Genomic DNA, 15,425 nt, shown 5'->3' on the forward strand with positions numbered 1-15,425 from the left:
TTTAGCGGTATGTTTTTCCCCAAGTACATATCATCCACTGGCGCAACCCCTGTCGTTCATTTTGTTGATGACAGGGGTTTTGGTTTTTAAATTCTTTTTCTTGAGATTGCCTGGCGTATCTGGGTGAGTGCTTGCTTGGACTGTTCCTCTTTTTTAATGCTGTAATTGACATATAAAGCATCAATCAAGGATAGTTCTGCTATCCGTGACGATAATGCTTCAGAACGGAACTCTGTTTCTTGGGAGGCTGTGTAGAGGCAGACATCTGCCAGCTTATTTAACGGTGATTTCGCAAAATTGGTTATACCAATCGTCTGCACACCTTTTTCCTTTGCTAACTCCACTACTTCCATTAAATCCTTGTTGGATCCAGTATGCGAAATGAACACGACCGTATCGCTTTCACCTAATTGTGATACCGTCATTAATTGCATGTGAGTATCGGTATGGGCATAACTTGGCAGACCGGTTCTCATGAATTTGTGCTGGCCATCAAGAGCAACGACTCCTGAGCCGCCATTTCCATAAAAGTGAATTTGTTTTGATTGGACAATCATTTCGACTGCTTTATGAAAGCTAGAAGATTCCTGGATTTCCCGTGTGTACTCCAAAGCATTAATATTAGATTGAAAAACCTTATGGACAATCTCAACCTCTGAGTCTTCATAACTGATTGTTTCGTGGATGTCTTGAATAGGGTTCACGATTTCAGAGGCTAAGGCGATTTTTAATGCTTGATACCCCTTAAAACCGAGCCGCTTACAAAATCTAAAAACGGTAGCATCAGCTACTGTCAAATCATCGGATACTTGATTAATGGTCGAGTGAATGATTTTTCCGGGATTTTCGATAATATAATCGGCAATTTGTTTTTCTTTTTCGCTTAATTGCTTATAAGAAGACCGAATACGTCTGGTTACGCTTACATTAGACTGATCACTCAAATTATTTTCCTCCCCATCCTTTTCTGCTATTTTCTATACTAAAGGAAATTTTTTTAATAATAAAGTGGAAGCTAATGAAAAAAAATTTATTTATGTATTGATGTGAAAAAAATTTCATGTATAATTGGTAATCGAGAAAATAATTTTCTTGCTATTGCAGGAGATTATTTAGGGAAAAGAAAGTATTAAGAAAATTGAAAGCGCTATGAACTGATGAAAAACGGTGTCAAAGAATGGAGGGAATTTGGTGAGCGAGAAAATAATCATTGCGATAGATATTGGCACTACTAGTACGAAAATTCTTGCTTACGACCGCAAAGGAAACGCTTGGGCCGAGGAGGAGCAGGAGTACCCGCTTTATTCTCCGCATCCCGGTTGGAAGGAACAGGACCCGGAAGAAATATTCTCAGCCTTGAAAGCTACTTTGAAAAAGGTTTTGAAAGCGGTTAAAGCAAAAAATGGCGTGCCCGCTGGAATCGGGTTTAGTGCTGCGATGCACAGCTTGATCGCCATGGACAAAAACGGGCATGCTTTGACAGGTTCCCTGACTTGGGCGGATCAGCGATCGGTACAGGAAACAGAAGAGTTAAAAAACGGGGACGGACATGATATTTATTTGCGGACAGGAACACCTATCCATCCGATGTCTCCTTTAACAAAGCTGTTATGGTTCCGGAACCATCGCCCTGATATTTTTGAAAAGGCTTCAAAATGGATTTCGATTAAAGAATATGTATTTTATCGCTTGTTCGGCCAATATGTTGTCGATTACTCGATTGCTTCTGCCACGGGCATGTTTAACTTAGAGAATCTGGCTTGGGACCAAAAAGCTTTGGAATTGACTGGTATTAAGGAGAGCCAGCTTTCTGAACCGGTTGCTACAACTCATCAAGTTACGGGACTGGATGAAAAACTAGCAGAAGACTTGGGTCTTCCTGAGGACACCCCGTTTGTTATCGGAGCCAGTGATGGGGTCCTGGCCAATCTGGGAGTCGGTGCAATCGATCCCGGTTCAATTGCCTGTTCGATTGGAACAAGCGGGGCAATAAGAACAGTGGTTTCAAAGCCAGCAGTCGATCCAAAAGGCAGAATCTTCTGCTATGCGTTGACAGACAACCTATGGGTAATCGGCGGTCCGATCAATAATGGCGGGATTACATTCCGCTGGGCCAGGGACAAGCTGTTCCCTGATGTGAAAAAACAAGCATTGGCTTCAGGAACGGACCCTTACGATGATTTGGCCAAGATGGCAGCAAAAGTGCAGCCTGGATCAGACGGATTGTTATTTTTCCCATACTTAACAGGAGAGAGAGCTCCGTATTGGAATGCAGATACAAAAGGAGTATTTTTCGGGTTAACGTTGGACCATGGCAGAGCTCATATGATTCGCAGTGTATTGGAAGGTGTCATGTTCCAGATGTATACGGTAATCATTGCCTTAATAGAAGCCGGCGTAGAGCCAGTTGAATACCGGGCAAATGGCGGATTCGCCAGGTCTGAACTGTGGCGGCAGATTATGGCGGATATATTTGAAACGGAAATCATGGTGCCGGAAAGCCATCAAAGTTCTTGTATGGGGGCAGCATGGCTAACAATGCATAAACTTGGAATGGTATCTGACTTATCCAGCATTAAAGAAATTGTTAAAACAAAAGTAAAACATGAACCGGTAAAGGAAAATGCGGATGCGTATAACAAATTAAAACCAGTATTTATCCGGCTGGCGAGAGATTTACAGTATGATTTTGGAATCATTTCGGATATTCAGCGTCAATTTGGCGAAGAGCAGGCACATAAATAATTCCTGCTTTTCCGCCGCACTTTTTGTAAACGGTTTAATCTACAGCTTGCTATTTTGTTTTTAGAATGTGATCGCTTCATCGCTTCGATAATGTATGTTTTTTTATTGAAAATAAAAGGTATCCGTCTTCATCAGATGGATAGTGAGACAAAGGGAAGGGGAAATTATTATGACATCTACACCTGGTTTAATTATTGTTGCTGTTTTAGCTGTCGTTTTATTATTATTTTTGGTTATGCGGACGAAACTGCAGGCATTTATTGCGCTATTAGTCGTTAGTCTTCTTGTTGGTTTGGCAGTAGGCATGCCGCCTGGAGAAATCATCACCACAATTGAAGAAGGAATGGGTGGGACACTTGGATTTATTGCTGTCATCATCGGCCTAGGTGCGATGTTCGGGGAAATGCTTCGTGTATCCGGCGGTGCTGAGCGCTTAGCATTGACATTGATGGATAAATTCGGAGAAAAAAATATTTCCTGGGCATTAGGTTTAACTGGTTTTATCGTTTCAATTCCTGTTTTCCTGGATGTCGCTCTTGTCATTCTAGTTCCGATCTTATACAGTTTGACACAAAAAACAAAAAAGTCACTGCTTTACTTCGGTATCCCATTAATGGCGGGGCTAGCAGTAACCCACTCATTTATTCCGCCAACACCAGGACCGATTTCCGTGGCTTCTTTACTAGGTGCCGATTTAGGCTGGGTTATATTGTTTGGTGCTCTTGCCGGTCTGCCGGCCATGATTTTAGCTGGACCAGTTTTCGGGAAGTATATAGCTAATAAGATTCATGTCGGCGTACCGGAGTACATGCTGGAACAGATGAAAGAGGTTGATTACGACCGTGATCTGCCAAGCTTTAAAAGTGTAGTATTGATTATTCTGTTGCCATTAATCCTTATTTTGGTTAATACTACAGCAGACTTGGTGCTAGCTGAAGAAAGTACATTGCGAGAAGTATTGACATTCATTGGTCATCCATTCGTCGCCCTGACGATGGCTGCCTTGCTGACCTTTTATATTTTTGGTATTAAACGGGGATACAAAAAAGAGGAAATTCAGCAAATTACTACGAAAGCTTTGGAGCCAGCCGGGATTATCATTCTTGTCACCGGTGCCGGAGGAGTATTTGGCGAAATGCTCATTCAATCAGGTATTGGTGATATTCTTGCCGATGCTATGAAGGACGCCAACATGCCGATAATTGTATTTGCCTTTATTACCGCAACCGTAGTTAGGATTGCTCAAGGTTCGGCAACTGTATCCATGATTACTGCTGCCGGTTTAGTATCACCGTTGTTGGATTCATTCAATGTCAGTGAACCAATGTTAGGCTTGTTGGTAATAGCCATTGCTTCCGGGGCAACCGTTGTTTCCCACGTTAATGATTCTGGTTTCTGGCTGGTTAACCGGTACTTTGGTTTGACAGAGAAACAAACATTGAAATCCTGGACAGTAATGGAAACAATTATTGGTCTTGTCGGTTTCGGTGTCGCCTTGCTGTTAAGCTTGTTTGTTTAATTTCAAAAAGAAAGAGGAGGAAATTCCATGAACATCGGTTTAGTCGGACTTGGAAAAATGGGTTACCAAATAGGGACGCATTTATTGGAAAAAGAGCATCATGTTGTTGCCTATGATATTGAGGAGGAACAAGTAAATAGCTTTCGCGAGGAAGGGGGCGAAGGTGCTGGTTCGTTAAGTGAACTAGTAGACAGCCTTGAAGCGCCGCGGACAATATGGGTAATGGTCCCAGCAGGGAAAATCACAGATAGTGTATTGGATGAATTAAAAGCATTATTGGGTAAGGACGACATAGTAATCGATGCAGGAAATTCCCATTATAAATCCACCTTGGCTCATCACGAGAGCTTTAAGGAAAACGGTATTCACTTTTTCGATGCAGGTACAAGCGGAGGAGTATCCGGAGCCAGGAATGGAGCTTGTTTCATGATAGGTGGAGACAAGGATGTATTCCAACGAATCGAGCCATTATTTGCCGGTATAGCTGTAGAAAATGGATACTTGTATGCTGGCAAAGGCGGCAGCGGTCATTTTCTGAAAATGGTTCATAACGGTATTGAATATGGCATGATGGCGGCAATCGGCGAGGGCTTTGAGATACTTGAGAAAAGTCCCTTTGATTATGACTACGAAGCCGTTGCAAAAGTGTGGAACAATGGTTCAGTCATCAGAAGCTGGTTGATGGAACTGATGGAAGATGCTTTCAAAAAGGATGCAAACCTCGACAAAATCCGCGGGGTGATGAATTCTTCCGGTGAGGGAAAATGGACAGTCGAGTCTGCTTTGGACTTTGAGACAGCTGCACCGGTAATCGCTCTATCATTGATGATGCGTTATCGTTCACAGGAGGATGACACTTTTACAGGGAAAGTCGTTTCGGCATTAAGACATGAATTCGGCGGTCATGCCACGGAAAAGAAATAAATTATTCTGCGCATGAGGAGGAAACAGCTTGAATAATGTTCTCGATATAGTTCAGAAAGAAAAAATTATTGCTATCGTTCGCTTGGATGGAGCCGATCAGGTTGAGGAAGTTGCCAAAAGCTTATATCGCGGCGGTATCAGAGTAATCGAAGTTACAATGAATACCCCTGGAGCCCTGGATGCTATCCAAACAATAAATAAAATGGAACAAGATATTACAGTAGGTGCAGGAACAGTGCTCGATGCCTCATCTGCTGCTGCGGCTATTAGGGCCGGGGCGAAATTTTTGCTTGCCCCTTCATTGAATACGGCTACTATTGAGACCGGTAACCGTTATGGCGTCCCAGTAGTGCCAGGCGTGATGACTCCTACGGAGGCATTGACGGCTCAAGAGGCTGGGGCGAGCATGGTAAAGGTGTTCCCAGTACGTTCGCTTGGCCCATCCTTTGCCAAGGACCTTAAAGGACCTTTGCCGCAGACGGAGATTATGGCAGTCGGTGGCGTATCGGTTTCTAATGCAGGAGAATATTTAAAAGCAGGATGGGATGCACTCGGTATAGGCGGTTCCCTGGTTAATCCGCAGCTGGTAAAGGAAAAACGCTTTGAAGAAATTGAACAATCCGCCAGACAATATATCAAAGCAAGAGATGAAAATATTCAATAACAGACAAGCGGGGGTGAGAAATCTTTGTATACTATTTTTATAGACTCTGGAACAACAAATTCCCGCATTAGGTTGTTGAATGAACAAGAAATGGAAATTCAAAAAACGGTAAAAATTTCCGTTGGGGTAAAAAATACAGCTATAGAGGGTAATAACCACAAGTTGAAAGCAAAGTTGGCAGAGGGTGTTGAGCAAGTCCTGAATCTTCAAGGAGTTGAGCCTTCTCAAGTGAAATATATTGCAGCCTCGGGCATGATTACTTCCGGTCTGGGATTGCATGAAGTACCGCATGTCCAAGCACCGGTCCAAATAGCGGACTTTGTCTCACACGCCGAGGTAGTTAAAACGGCAGACTTTTTATCGATACCGGTTGTTTATATTCCTGGAATGAAAAACGATGTGACTGAGGAGAATTGCGCAGATGAAACGACCGTTGATAGTTATGACGTCATGCGTGGAGAGGAAGTGGAAACTTTCGGCCTGTTGAATCAATTGGAGCAGACAGGCCGTGGGTTAATGGTTTTGCCTGGCTCACATACCAAATATGTTGACGTAGAGGAAGGAACATTACGCTCTTGTACATCGACCCTGGGCGGAGAATTGATCCAAGCTGCTAATCAGCAAACCATTTTATCCAGCTCATTATCAGATCAATTGATAGAGCAGGTGGATCCCGCCAAGCTTCAAGCCGGCTACCGGGCAGCTGAAAAAAACGGCTTGACGCGCAGCCTATACCATATTAGACTGTTCGATTTATTTTCTGAATGGAGTCGAAATGAACGGGCAAATTACTTTGTCGGTGCTGTTTTGCATGAGGATTTAGAAGCGTTGCGTCGAATAACAAAGCTAGGTGCGGAGCCTGATTGGGTGATTGTCGGCGGGTCCAATCCGCTGAGGCAGGCATTTGTGCAGATGCTCAAAACAATCTTCCCGGATTGGAAAGTATACGAAGCGACGGACAAGCAGGTAGACAAGGCACCAGTATTAGGTGCCTGGGAAATAGGAAGCTTACTGTTCCCCACGGATCGTTAATTTCGGCAGAGGTAATAAAGCAGAGGAGGAATTATTGTGAAAATTACTGGTTATGAATTATTTCAAGTACCGCCTCGCTGGTTGTTTATAAAAATCAGCACCGATGAAGGTATCGTTGGCTGGGGTGAACCTGTTATTGAAGGTAGAGCGCATTCTGTGAAAGCTGCTGTTGAAGAATTGATGGAATACTTAGTGGATAAAGATCCTCTTCAAATCGAAGATCATTGGAATGTTATGTACCGCGCTGGCTTCTATCGAGGCGGCCCGATTTTAATGAGCGCTATAGCCGGTATTGACCAAGCCTTATGGGATATAAAAGGAAAGTACTACAACGCTCCTATCCATCAATTGATGGGGGGGCGCTGCCGGGACAGTATCCGGGTGTATTCCTGGATAGGCGGCGACCGCCCCACGGATGTCGGAACAGCAGCCAAGCAAGCGGTTAATACGGGATTTACAGCAGTTAAAATGAACGGAACAGAAGAACTTCAATACATCGATTCGTATGAAAAAATTGACCAGGCCGTTGAACGTGTTGCAGCTGTTCGGGAAGCAGTTGGGCACGGAGTCGGCATCGGCATTGATTTTCATGGCCGGGTCCATAAACCAATGGCAAAAGTGCTGGCCAAGGAACTGGAGCAATACCGGCCGATGTTTATCGAAGAGCCTGTTCTCTCAGAAAATGAAGAGGCATTTAAAGAAATTGCCCGTCATACCCATATTCCGATTGCTACTGGAGAAAGAATGTTTTCCAGATGGGACTTTAAACATATGCTTGCCGAAGGGTATGTCGATATTATTCAGCCAGATCTTTCCCATGCTGGCGGAATAACGGAGTGTAAAAAAATTGCTTCGATGGCTGAAGCTTATGACGTAGCCTTAGCACCGCATTGTCCACTAGGACCAATCGCTTTGGCAGCTTGTCTTCAGGTCGATGCTAGCTCCCATAATGCATTTATTCAGGAACAAAGCCTTGGTATTCATTATAATAAAGAAAATGACATTCTCGACTATATAAAGGATAGAAGTGTATTTGCATACGAAGAAGGTTACGTCGCTATCCCGGATGGTCCCGGACTGGGCATAGAAGTGGATGAAGAATACGTTCGGAAGAGAGCAGAAGAAGGCCATAATTGGAGAAATCCGGTATGGCGCCACAAAGATGGCAGTTTGGCTGAATGGTGATCGTACAGCTCATTAATGAACGCTAAGGGAAACCTAGGTAAAAGGATGTGCCATTTTGGTACTGCTTTATATTAGATAGAAAAACCCCATCGAATTAGTGAAGTGCACTAATTCGATGGGGTTTTTCTTTTGCGAAAGACTATTTCCTGCTTGGTTTGGATTGATATTTAACAAACTAAATATATAATTGTGATAACTACCATACTAGTATATCACTTTTAGGAAATTGATTTGTAAAGGAAATAGGAGGTGAGAGATATTTCAACAACAAAACGAGAAAATGGAACAATAAGGGATTTGGCTTTCACGAAACGATTAAAGAACAAATAATTAATTAGGAAAGGTGGTCTTATCCCAACATAAAGAGATTTTTGAACACATGTCTAATAGAGAGGCTGATTTAGCCGAAGCGGCTATGAGCAAGCATTTAAGATTAGTTCATTTTGAAAAAGAAGATTTAAAAACACGCTATCCCAACTATTTTAAGTAATTTCCGGCTGTTACAAGCTGGAAAAAATAGATGAATGCAGGTAGTTTTTTGAATACTCATGAGAGCGCTATCATATTTTCGTCCCTTAAAGGATAGTGAGGGGGCATCAACCTATGATAATTAAGTACAGTTGAGTTGTTAAAACGTGAACATTCGGTTTAACAAAGAATGTAAAAGAAAGGAAGCGATAAATTGCAAATAATAAACCCTATCTTACCGGGCTACCATCCAGATCCATCCATTTTAAGAGTAGATGACGACTATTATATAGCCGTTTCCACTTTTGAGTGGTTTCCGGGTGTGCAAATTTATCAATCAAGAGATTTAATGCATTGGAATTTGCTTACCTATCCATTGAGCCGTTCTTCGCAGTTGGACTTGATCGGCAATATTAATTCTGGTGGTGTTTGGGCACCTTGTTTAAGTTATTCGGATGGCTTGTTCTACTTAATTTATACGGATGTCAAAAGCCGCAGCGGAGCTTTCAAGGATACACATAATTATTTGGTGACCGCCGAAAACATCACAGGTCCATGGTCTGAACCGATTTACCTTAATAGCAGCGGATTCGATCCGTCGCTATTCCATGAGGAAGATGGCACAAAGTGGCTCGTCAATATGATTTGGGATCACCGCAAAGGAACCAATTCGTTTGCCGGTATTGCTTTGCAGGAGTATTCCGAGAGCGAACAGAAATTGGTGGGACCGATAAAAAATATTTTTAAAGGGACAGAGCTGGGGGCCACTGAAGCGCCGCATATTTACAAAAAGGACGGATATTATTTTTTGATGACGGCTGAGGGGGGCACCAGTTATGATCATGCGATTACGATGGCTCGCGCAGAATCCCTGTCAGGACCATATTATACAGATCCCCAAAACCCGATTTTGACCTCGGATCAAACCAACAAACAGCAGCTGCAAAAAGCAGGGCATGGCAGTTTAGTGGAAACACAGAATGGTGAGTGGTATATCGCCCACTTATGCGCCCGCCCGGTGAAAGGTAATCGGTGCATTTTAGGAAGAGAAACAGCTTTGCAAAAGTGTTACTGGACGGAAGATAATTGGCTGCGGGTGGAAGGAGGACAGTTTCCCAAGTTCACATTGCCAGCACCAGATTTAAAACCTTTCCCTATCGAAAGTGAGAGCAATCTTGATGACTTCGATGACGTCCATTTAAAGAAATACTGGAATTCCCTGAGGCGCCCGTTTACAGGTGATTGGGTTTCTTTAACAGAAAGGGCGGGGCATCTGCGGTTAAAGGGCGGTGAATCGATGAGTTCGCTGCATCGGCAAAGTCTTCTTGCCAGAAGGTTGGAGAGCTTTCACACTGAAATAGAAACGGCAATTGACTATCAGCCAGAGAACTTTCAGCAAATGGCCGGGCTGATCATTTACTATGATACCGATGACTATGTGTACCTGCGGATTACTGACCATGAAACTCAAGGCAAATGCCTCGGAATTATCCAAACAAAGTTTGGTAAATATGATGAGCTTTTACCAGTTGATATTGCTCTGCCTGATTTGCCCTATTATTATTTGAAAGCTGAAATACACCGGGAATGGCTGACTTTCTATTATTCATTGAATAGAGAAACATGGGAATCGGCAGGAGGGGAAATTGATATTAGCCACCTTGCGGATGATGCTGCTGAATTAAATTCACTCCGGTTTACTGGCACATTTGTCGGCATCTGTGTCCAGGATTTAAGTGGAAGCAAGGAGCATGCTGATTTTAGTTATTTTCACTATAAACACTTAGATAGTTAACTGAACTACCTTGCCGATGCGATGGCCAACTTATAGGGGGATGAGCACACGTTTATTCAACTTGTAAAGCGTAGAATATTAAGCAGTACTTTCAACGGTAAAGAAGTCTTCCCGCCAAAAGAGGATAACAGGTTGAACATGGCTGGATGAATAAAAGCTGTTTCGTTAGTTTCATCAACGAAACAGCTTTTTATTTTTTCCGATCGATGACAAGATTTACCCAATGCTAGAATACTTCTTTAGGCTGGATATCTACTTCCAGGAAATTTTCGACTGAAAATGCCGCCATGCCTAAGGCGGTGGAATGAGTGGAAAGCTCGGAAAAGTCAATTTGCAGCCCTTTCTGCTGAAACCAAAGAGTTTGGTTTACCATCCGTGTTATAAGCGGTTCTCTAAGCCACTTTTTAGAGGTAGCCATCCGGTTGCCAATGATTACTTGTTCGGGATTGAATATGTTAATGATATTGTTGATTCCCACCCCTAAATAATCCCCAACAGTTTCGAATAATTCGATGGTCTTCGCATCGCCATCCTCGGCCAGATTTGCCAGATTTTCCAGGGTCACTTCTTTCGCAGGTAAATCGATGTCCGAGTGAACGGCATTGGTGAGCAGCGCCTGTTCAGAAGCATACAATTCCCAGCAGCCTTTGTTTCCGCAACGGCATTTATTTCCGTCAACTTCTATCGTCATATGCCCTAGTTCACCGGAAAAACCGTTGTTTCCTTTGTATAACGCGCCATTAAGAATCAAACCGACGCCAATCCCGATTCCAGCGCTTACATAAATAATATTATCTGCATCTTTACCAGCGCCGAATTTTTTTTCGCCGTAAGCACCGGCATTGGCTTCGTTTTCAATGACTACCGGAAGTTCATATTTCCGTTCAAGCACTGCCTGCAAGTGGATGTTTTTCCAATCCAGATTGGGAGCCAGCAGGATTTCACCAGTGTTGCTGACCGTGCCGGGTACCCCGACTCCTATACCGATAATGCCATAAGGGCTGGGAGGCGCAGAAGTGATTAGTTCATCAATAATAGCAAATAAACTCGTTTTTATTTCTTCATAGGATAGTTTACTGTATGTCATCCGCTTTTCATTGCAAATATTCCCTTGCAGATCTGTTAAAACGCCAAGTAAATAATTTACGCCAATATCAATGCCGATGGAATAGCCTGCCAATTGGTTAAACAACAGCATTACTGGTCTTCTACCGCCACTGGATTCTCCTGGTCCTGATTCAGAAATTAATTGTTCAGATATTAGCTCGCTTACTAACGAAGAAACTGTCCCCTTATTCAAGCCAGTCCGGTTAGCAGTCTCTGCTCTCGAAATGGGGTAGTTGTCTTTGATTGTTTCCAATACTAGCGATTTATTCCCTTTTTTTACCACATGTTGATTCCAAGTTTGATTAATGATTGTCATCTTCATCCATTCTTTCTGCTTTTTTATTCATTTTATCACATAAAGCTACCGGAAAGAAACTTTGTTTATTCAGTAGACAAACAAGGTTCGTTTTGGTATTCTAATTACAGAAGTTCTTCACACTAAGTTGTACCTAAAAAAGAGGGGGATTTATTTATGGTAAAAAAGAAAGCGATTACAATTTTGTCTGCTGCTTTTGCTTCTGTATTGCTGATAGCTGGCTGTTCAGGTTCGAGTGATTCGGCTAATGGCGATTCCGATGACAAAACAATTGAGTTTATGCACTTATGGCCTGAAGGCAGTTCTAAAGATCACTACGAAATCGTAAACGAAATCATTGCTGATTATGAAGAAGAAAATCCTGATGTAACTGTTGATCTTGAAGTACTTAGTAATGAACAATATAAAGATAAAATAAAAGTATTGTCTTCTTCGGGAGAACTTCCTGATGTAGGCATGACATGGCCTGCTGGTTATCTGGAGCCTTATGTGGAAGGAGAAATGTTTACCCCGCTTGATGACGTTTTGGATGACGGCTTGAAAGATTCCTTTGTATCGGGAACCACAGAAGCATATCAAGTAGATGGAAGTACGTACGGTCTGCCGCTTGAGTTGAACATTGCGACAGTATTTTACAATAAAGCAATCTTTGAGGAATATGGATTGGAAGTTCCAGAAACGTATGAAGAATTCCAGAATGTCGTTTCTACATTAGTAGATAATGACGTAGCTCCTGTTGCTTTAGGGAACAAAGACCGCTGGACAGGTTCCCTTTGGTATATGTACTTAGCTGACCGTATCGGTGGAGCTGATGTACTAAACAAGGCTATCGACCGCTCCGGTTCATTTGAGGACCCTGCCTTGATCGATGCTGCTGACAAAGTACAGGAATTAGTAAACAACGATACATTTATCAATGGTTTTAACGGGCTTGCAGATGAAGAAGCAAAAAGCATGTTTATGAACGAACAGGCTGCTATGTACTTAATCGCAACATGGGATTTGCCAAACTATACAACAAATGAAGATGTTCCTCAGGAATTCAGAGATTCTGTAGGTTTCTTTAATTTTCCAACCGTTGAAGGCAGTGGAGATATGAATAGTTTTGTAGGCGGTCCTGGTGTTGGGTTATTTGTTGCAGAGGACTCAGATGTCAAAGAAGAATCTAAGCAATTCGTAAAATATTTCGCGGAAAACTGGGGTGAAAAATCGGTAACCCAAGCTGGCGTGATTCCGGCTACAAAAGTAAATCCTGACGAAGTAGATCTTCCTCAAATGTATCTTGATGTATTAGACGAACTAAATAATGCCAGCAACATTACGTTATTTGCCGACGTACAAATGAGCCCGGACGTAGCGCAAGTTCATTTAGACATGATCCAGTCATTGTTTGGCAATGAAGTTACACCGGAAGAATTCGCGAAGGAGCATGAAGAAGCTCTTTCCGAAGAGGAATAGTAAGATTAGGCAATCCAAAGGGCTGTCCCTGTCAAACAGGGGGGCTCTTTCTTTTTGAACTTTTTTTAATTGAAATAGACTATCCAGCGAAACTTAGTTTATCCACTAGACAAACGAGGAGGAATCTGCTATTCTAAAACTGGCTATTAGGAGTTGAAAAGCTCTGCTCATTTTATAAAGGAGTGATTAATTGGCGAGTAAAGAAAGCGATTACATATGGTTGTCACTTCTGTTAATCTAACTTATCTCAAGACGCAGCAGAAAGATAGCTTTTGAGATTTGTACATTAATTATCTATTAAAATAGTATGAGGTCACAAATGTCATTTGTCCAAGAAGGAAGATCCCCGAGGTGATATCCTTGCAATCATGACATTCGTGTTAAGGCATAATCGAAAAGGGTTACCCATAGGAAATGGTGATAAATCCTTTATTTATTAAAAGGATGGGGTTGAATGCAATGAACAAAGTGATGTCTAATAAGTTGATGGTTGCGCTGTATGTTTTACCTGCGCTTTTGTTAATCGCTGTATTGATTTTCATTCCGTTAATACTTACAGGTTATTATGGATTGATGGACTGGAATGGCATTGGAGATATGGAATTCATCGGTCTGGAGAACTATATAAATGGCTTGCAGGACGGAAAGTTTTGGGAAAGTGCCTTTCATTCATTTCTGCTTGCACTGTTTTCCACCCTTAGCTTGATTGTTTATTTAGCAATATCGCTTATCCTGGCATCGAAGATTAAAGGTGCTGACTTACTCAGAAAAATCTATTTAATACCGATGCTGTTGTCTTCGGTAGCTATCGCTCAGCTTTGGATCAAGGTTTATAATCCAAATAACGGAATTTTGAATAGTATCCTGACTGGAATAGGAGTAGAGAACCCGCCGGCTTGGCTGGCAGAGCCATCTATCGTTTTATATGCGATTTTCATTCCTATTCTTTGGCAGTATGCTGGTTTTTATATCTTGATTTATTATGCAGCCTTGAAAAACATTCCGGAATCTCTAATCGAGGCTGCCAGAATAGATGGGGCAACACCTTTACAAATTGCCTATAAGATTAAATTGCCGTTGATTATGGGCGTCATCAAAGTAACCATCGTTTTAGCGATTGTCGGATCACTGAAATACTTCGATTTGATTTATGTAATGACCGGCGGTGGGCCGAATGGTGCAAGTGAAGTTATGGCTTCTTATATGTATAAATTGGCATTCTCTATGAATGACTTCGGTTATGGAAGCGCTATCGGATTCCTGTTACTGGTCATTACGCTAATTGTCACAGTAATTATCCGTAAATTAACTGCTTCGGACGAAGAAATTCAATACTAGATTAGAAGGAGGAATATTCCATGAACCGTTTCGGATACGCAATTCTATATATATGCCTTTCGCTTGTTGCTTTGTTTCAGATTTTTCCGATTCTCTGGCTTTTCTTGTTCTCATTGAAAGACAATCGGGAAATATTTTCTGGTTCACCGTTTGCCTTGCCATCTGAATTAAAATGGGAGAATTATCAAAAGGTCTGGGAAGGCGGCATAGGCGTTTACTTCTTTAACAGTATATGGATAACCGGTCTGGCAATTGTTTTGACTGTATTGCTTGCAAGTATGGCGACTTTTGCTATAACAAGGATGAATTGGAAGCTGAATACATTTGTATTAGGACTGTTTATGGTTGGCTTGATGATTCCGATTCATTCAGCGTTAATACCGCTTTTCAGCATGTTTTTGAGTGTCAATTTAATCGACCATCCGTTGTCGATCGTTATCACTTATACGGCATATAACCTGCCAATTACTATGATGATCCTGCTTGGTTTCTACTACACACTCCCGCGGGAAATAGAGGAAGCGGCAATTATCGATGGTAGCTCGATTCATCGCTTGTTTTTCCAGATCATTCTGCCAATGACAACACCGATTATGTCAACAACGGTAATTATCAACATGATTTATAATTGGAATGAATTTGTATTTGTCAATACGTTTATCAGTTCCGATAAGTACAAAACATTGACGGTTGGCATCCAGAATTTCATCGGCCAGTATATGACAGATTGGGGAGCGATAGGAGCCACATTGATCATCAGCGTGCTGCCAATTCTGCTGGCGTTTATTTTCTTTAGCAATAAAGTAGTAGAAGGGATTTCTTCAAGTGCAGTAAAAGGTTGATAGCTAAATAGGAAAGCAAATCTTATAAGAAA

The 15,425-nt window shown here is 42.0% G+C and carries 12 protein-coding genes; 10 read left to right on the plus strand and 2 right to left on the minus strand.

What is annotated here, in order from left to right:
- Nucleotides 1–86: 86 nt before the first annotated feature.
- Complete coding sequence (locus tag BLR93_RS07490) at nucleotides 87–944, minus strand: MurR/RpiR family transcriptional regulator (protein ID WP_093212865.1); 858 nt, start codon at nucleotides 942–944, stop codon at nucleotides 87–89.
- Nucleotides 945–1,188: 244 nt separating this feature from the next.
- Here BLR93_RS07490 and gntK point away from each other — a divergent pair, with 244 nt between their 5' ends.
- The 7 genes from gntK (at nucleotide 1,189) to BLR93_RS07525 (ending at nucleotide 10,332) form a co-directional block, all read left to right on the plus strand.
- The gene (gene gntK, locus BLR93_RS07495) at nucleotides 1,189–2,745 is read left to right on the plus strand and encodes a gluconokinase (protein ID WP_093212867.1); all 1,557 of its coding nucleotides are present in this window, start codon (nucleotides 1,189–1,191) and stop codon (nucleotides 2,743–2,745) included.
- A 169-nt stretch (nucleotides 2,746–2,914) separates the two neighbouring features.
- Complete coding sequence (locus BLR93_RS07500; protein ID WP_093212869.1) at nucleotides 2,915–4,264, plus strand: GntP family permease; 1,350 nt, start codon at nucleotides 2,915–2,917, stop codon at nucleotides 4,262–4,264.
- Between the two features lie 27 nt (nucleotides 4,265–4,291).
- Nucleotides 4,292–5,188 (plus strand): phosphogluconate dehydrogenase (NAD(+)-dependent, decarboxylating), encoded by an 897-nt coding sequence (gnd, locus tag BLR93_RS07505; RefSeq protein ID WP_093212871.1) that lies wholly within the window; start codon nucleotides 4,292–4,294, stop codon nucleotides 5,186–5,188.
- 28 nt (nucleotides 5,189–5,216) lie between these two features.
- Nucleotides 5,217–5,852, plus strand: a complete 636-nt coding sequence (locus tag BLR93_RS07510; RefSeq protein ID WP_093212873.1) for a bifunctional 4-hydroxy-2-oxoglutarate aldolase/2-dehydro-3-deoxy-phosphogluconate aldolase — start codon at nucleotides 5,217–5,219, stop codon at nucleotides 5,850–5,852.
- Nucleotides 5,853–5,876: 24 nt separating this feature from the next.
- Nucleotides 5,877–6,884 (plus strand): 2-dehydro-3-deoxygalactonokinase, encoded by a 1,008-nt coding sequence (locus tag BLR93_RS07515; RefSeq protein ID WP_093212875.1) that lies wholly within the window; start codon nucleotides 5,877–5,879, stop codon nucleotides 6,882–6,884.
- A 36-nt stretch (nucleotides 6,885–6,920) separates the two neighbouring features.
- Nucleotides 6,921–8,069 (plus strand): galactonate dehydratase, encoded by a 1,149-nt coding sequence (dgoD, locus tag BLR93_RS07520; protein ID WP_093212877.1) that lies wholly within the window; start codon nucleotides 6,921–6,923, stop codon nucleotides 8,067–8,069.
- 682 nt (nucleotides 8,070–8,751) lie between these two features.
- Nucleotides 8,752–10,332 (plus strand): glycoside hydrolase family 43 protein, encoded by a 1,581-nt coding sequence (locus BLR93_RS07525; RefSeq protein WP_093212879.1) that lies wholly within the window; start codon nucleotides 8,752–8,754, stop codon nucleotides 10,330–10,332.
- A 226-nt stretch (nucleotides 10,333–10,558) separates the two neighbouring features.
- Here BLR93_RS07525 and BLR93_RS07530 read toward each other — a convergent pair whose 3' ends face one another.
- On the minus strand, nucleotides 10,559–11,761 hold the full coding sequence (locus BLR93_RS07530) for an ROK family transcriptional regulator (protein ID WP_093212881.1): 1,203 nt from the start codon (nucleotides 11,759–11,761) through the stop codon (nucleotides 10,559–10,561).
- Between the two features lie 150 nt (nucleotides 11,762–11,911).
- Between BLR93_RS07530 and BLR93_RS07535 the strand changes: the two genes are divergently transcribed.
- The 3 genes from BLR93_RS07535 (at nucleotide 11,912) to BLR93_RS07545 (ending at nucleotide 15,393) form a co-directional block, all read left to right on the plus strand.
- Complete coding sequence (locus BLR93_RS07535; RefSeq protein WP_093212883.1) at nucleotides 11,912–13,213, plus strand: extracellular solute-binding protein; 1,302 nt, start codon at nucleotides 11,912–11,914, stop codon at nucleotides 13,211–13,213.
- A 459-nt stretch (nucleotides 13,214–13,672) separates the two neighbouring features.
- Entirely contained in the window at nucleotides 13,673–14,551 is an 879-nt protein-coding gene (locus BLR93_RS07540) for a carbohydrate ABC transporter permease (RefSeq protein ID WP_093213467.1), read from the plus strand.
- A gap of 20 nt (nucleotides 14,552–14,571) precedes the next feature.
- Complete coding sequence (locus BLR93_RS07545; protein ID WP_093212885.1) at nucleotides 14,572–15,393, plus strand: carbohydrate ABC transporter permease; 822 nt, start codon at nucleotides 14,572–14,574, stop codon at nucleotides 15,391–15,393.
- Nucleotides 15,394–15,425 lie beyond the last annotated feature (32 nt).

This window comes from Sediminibacillus albus (assembly GCF_900101125.1).
Taxonomy (GTDB): domain Bacteria; phylum Bacillota; class Bacilli; order Bacillales; family Amphibacillaceae; genus Sediminibacillus; species Sediminibacillus albus.

Excerpts from the sequence above, each read along its gene's own strand:
- BLR93_RS07540 (WP_093213467.1), top strand. The coding sequence starts at position 13,673 with ATGAACAAAGTGATGTCTAATAAGTTGATGGTTGCGCTGTATGTTTTA.
- BLR93_RS07530 (WP_093212881.1), bottom strand. The coding sequence starts at position 11,761 with ATGAAGATGACAATCATTAATCAAACTTGGAATCAACATGTGGTAAAA.
- BLR93_RS07500 (WP_093212869.1), top strand. The coding sequence starts at position 2,915 with ATGACATCTACACCTGGTTTAATTATTGTTGCTGTTTTAGCTGTCGTT.
- gnd (WP_093212871.1), top strand. The coding sequence starts at position 4,292 with ATGAACATCGGTTTAGTCGGACTTGGAAAAATGGGTTACCAAATAGGG.
- BLR93_RS07535 (WP_093212883.1), top strand. The coding sequence starts at position 11,912 with ATGGTAAAAAAGAAAGCGATTACAATTTTGTCTGCTGCTTTTGCTTCT.
- BLR93_RS07545 (WP_093212885.1), top strand. The coding sequence starts at position 14,572 with ATGAACCGTTTCGGATACGCAATTCTATATATATGCCTTTCGCTTGTT.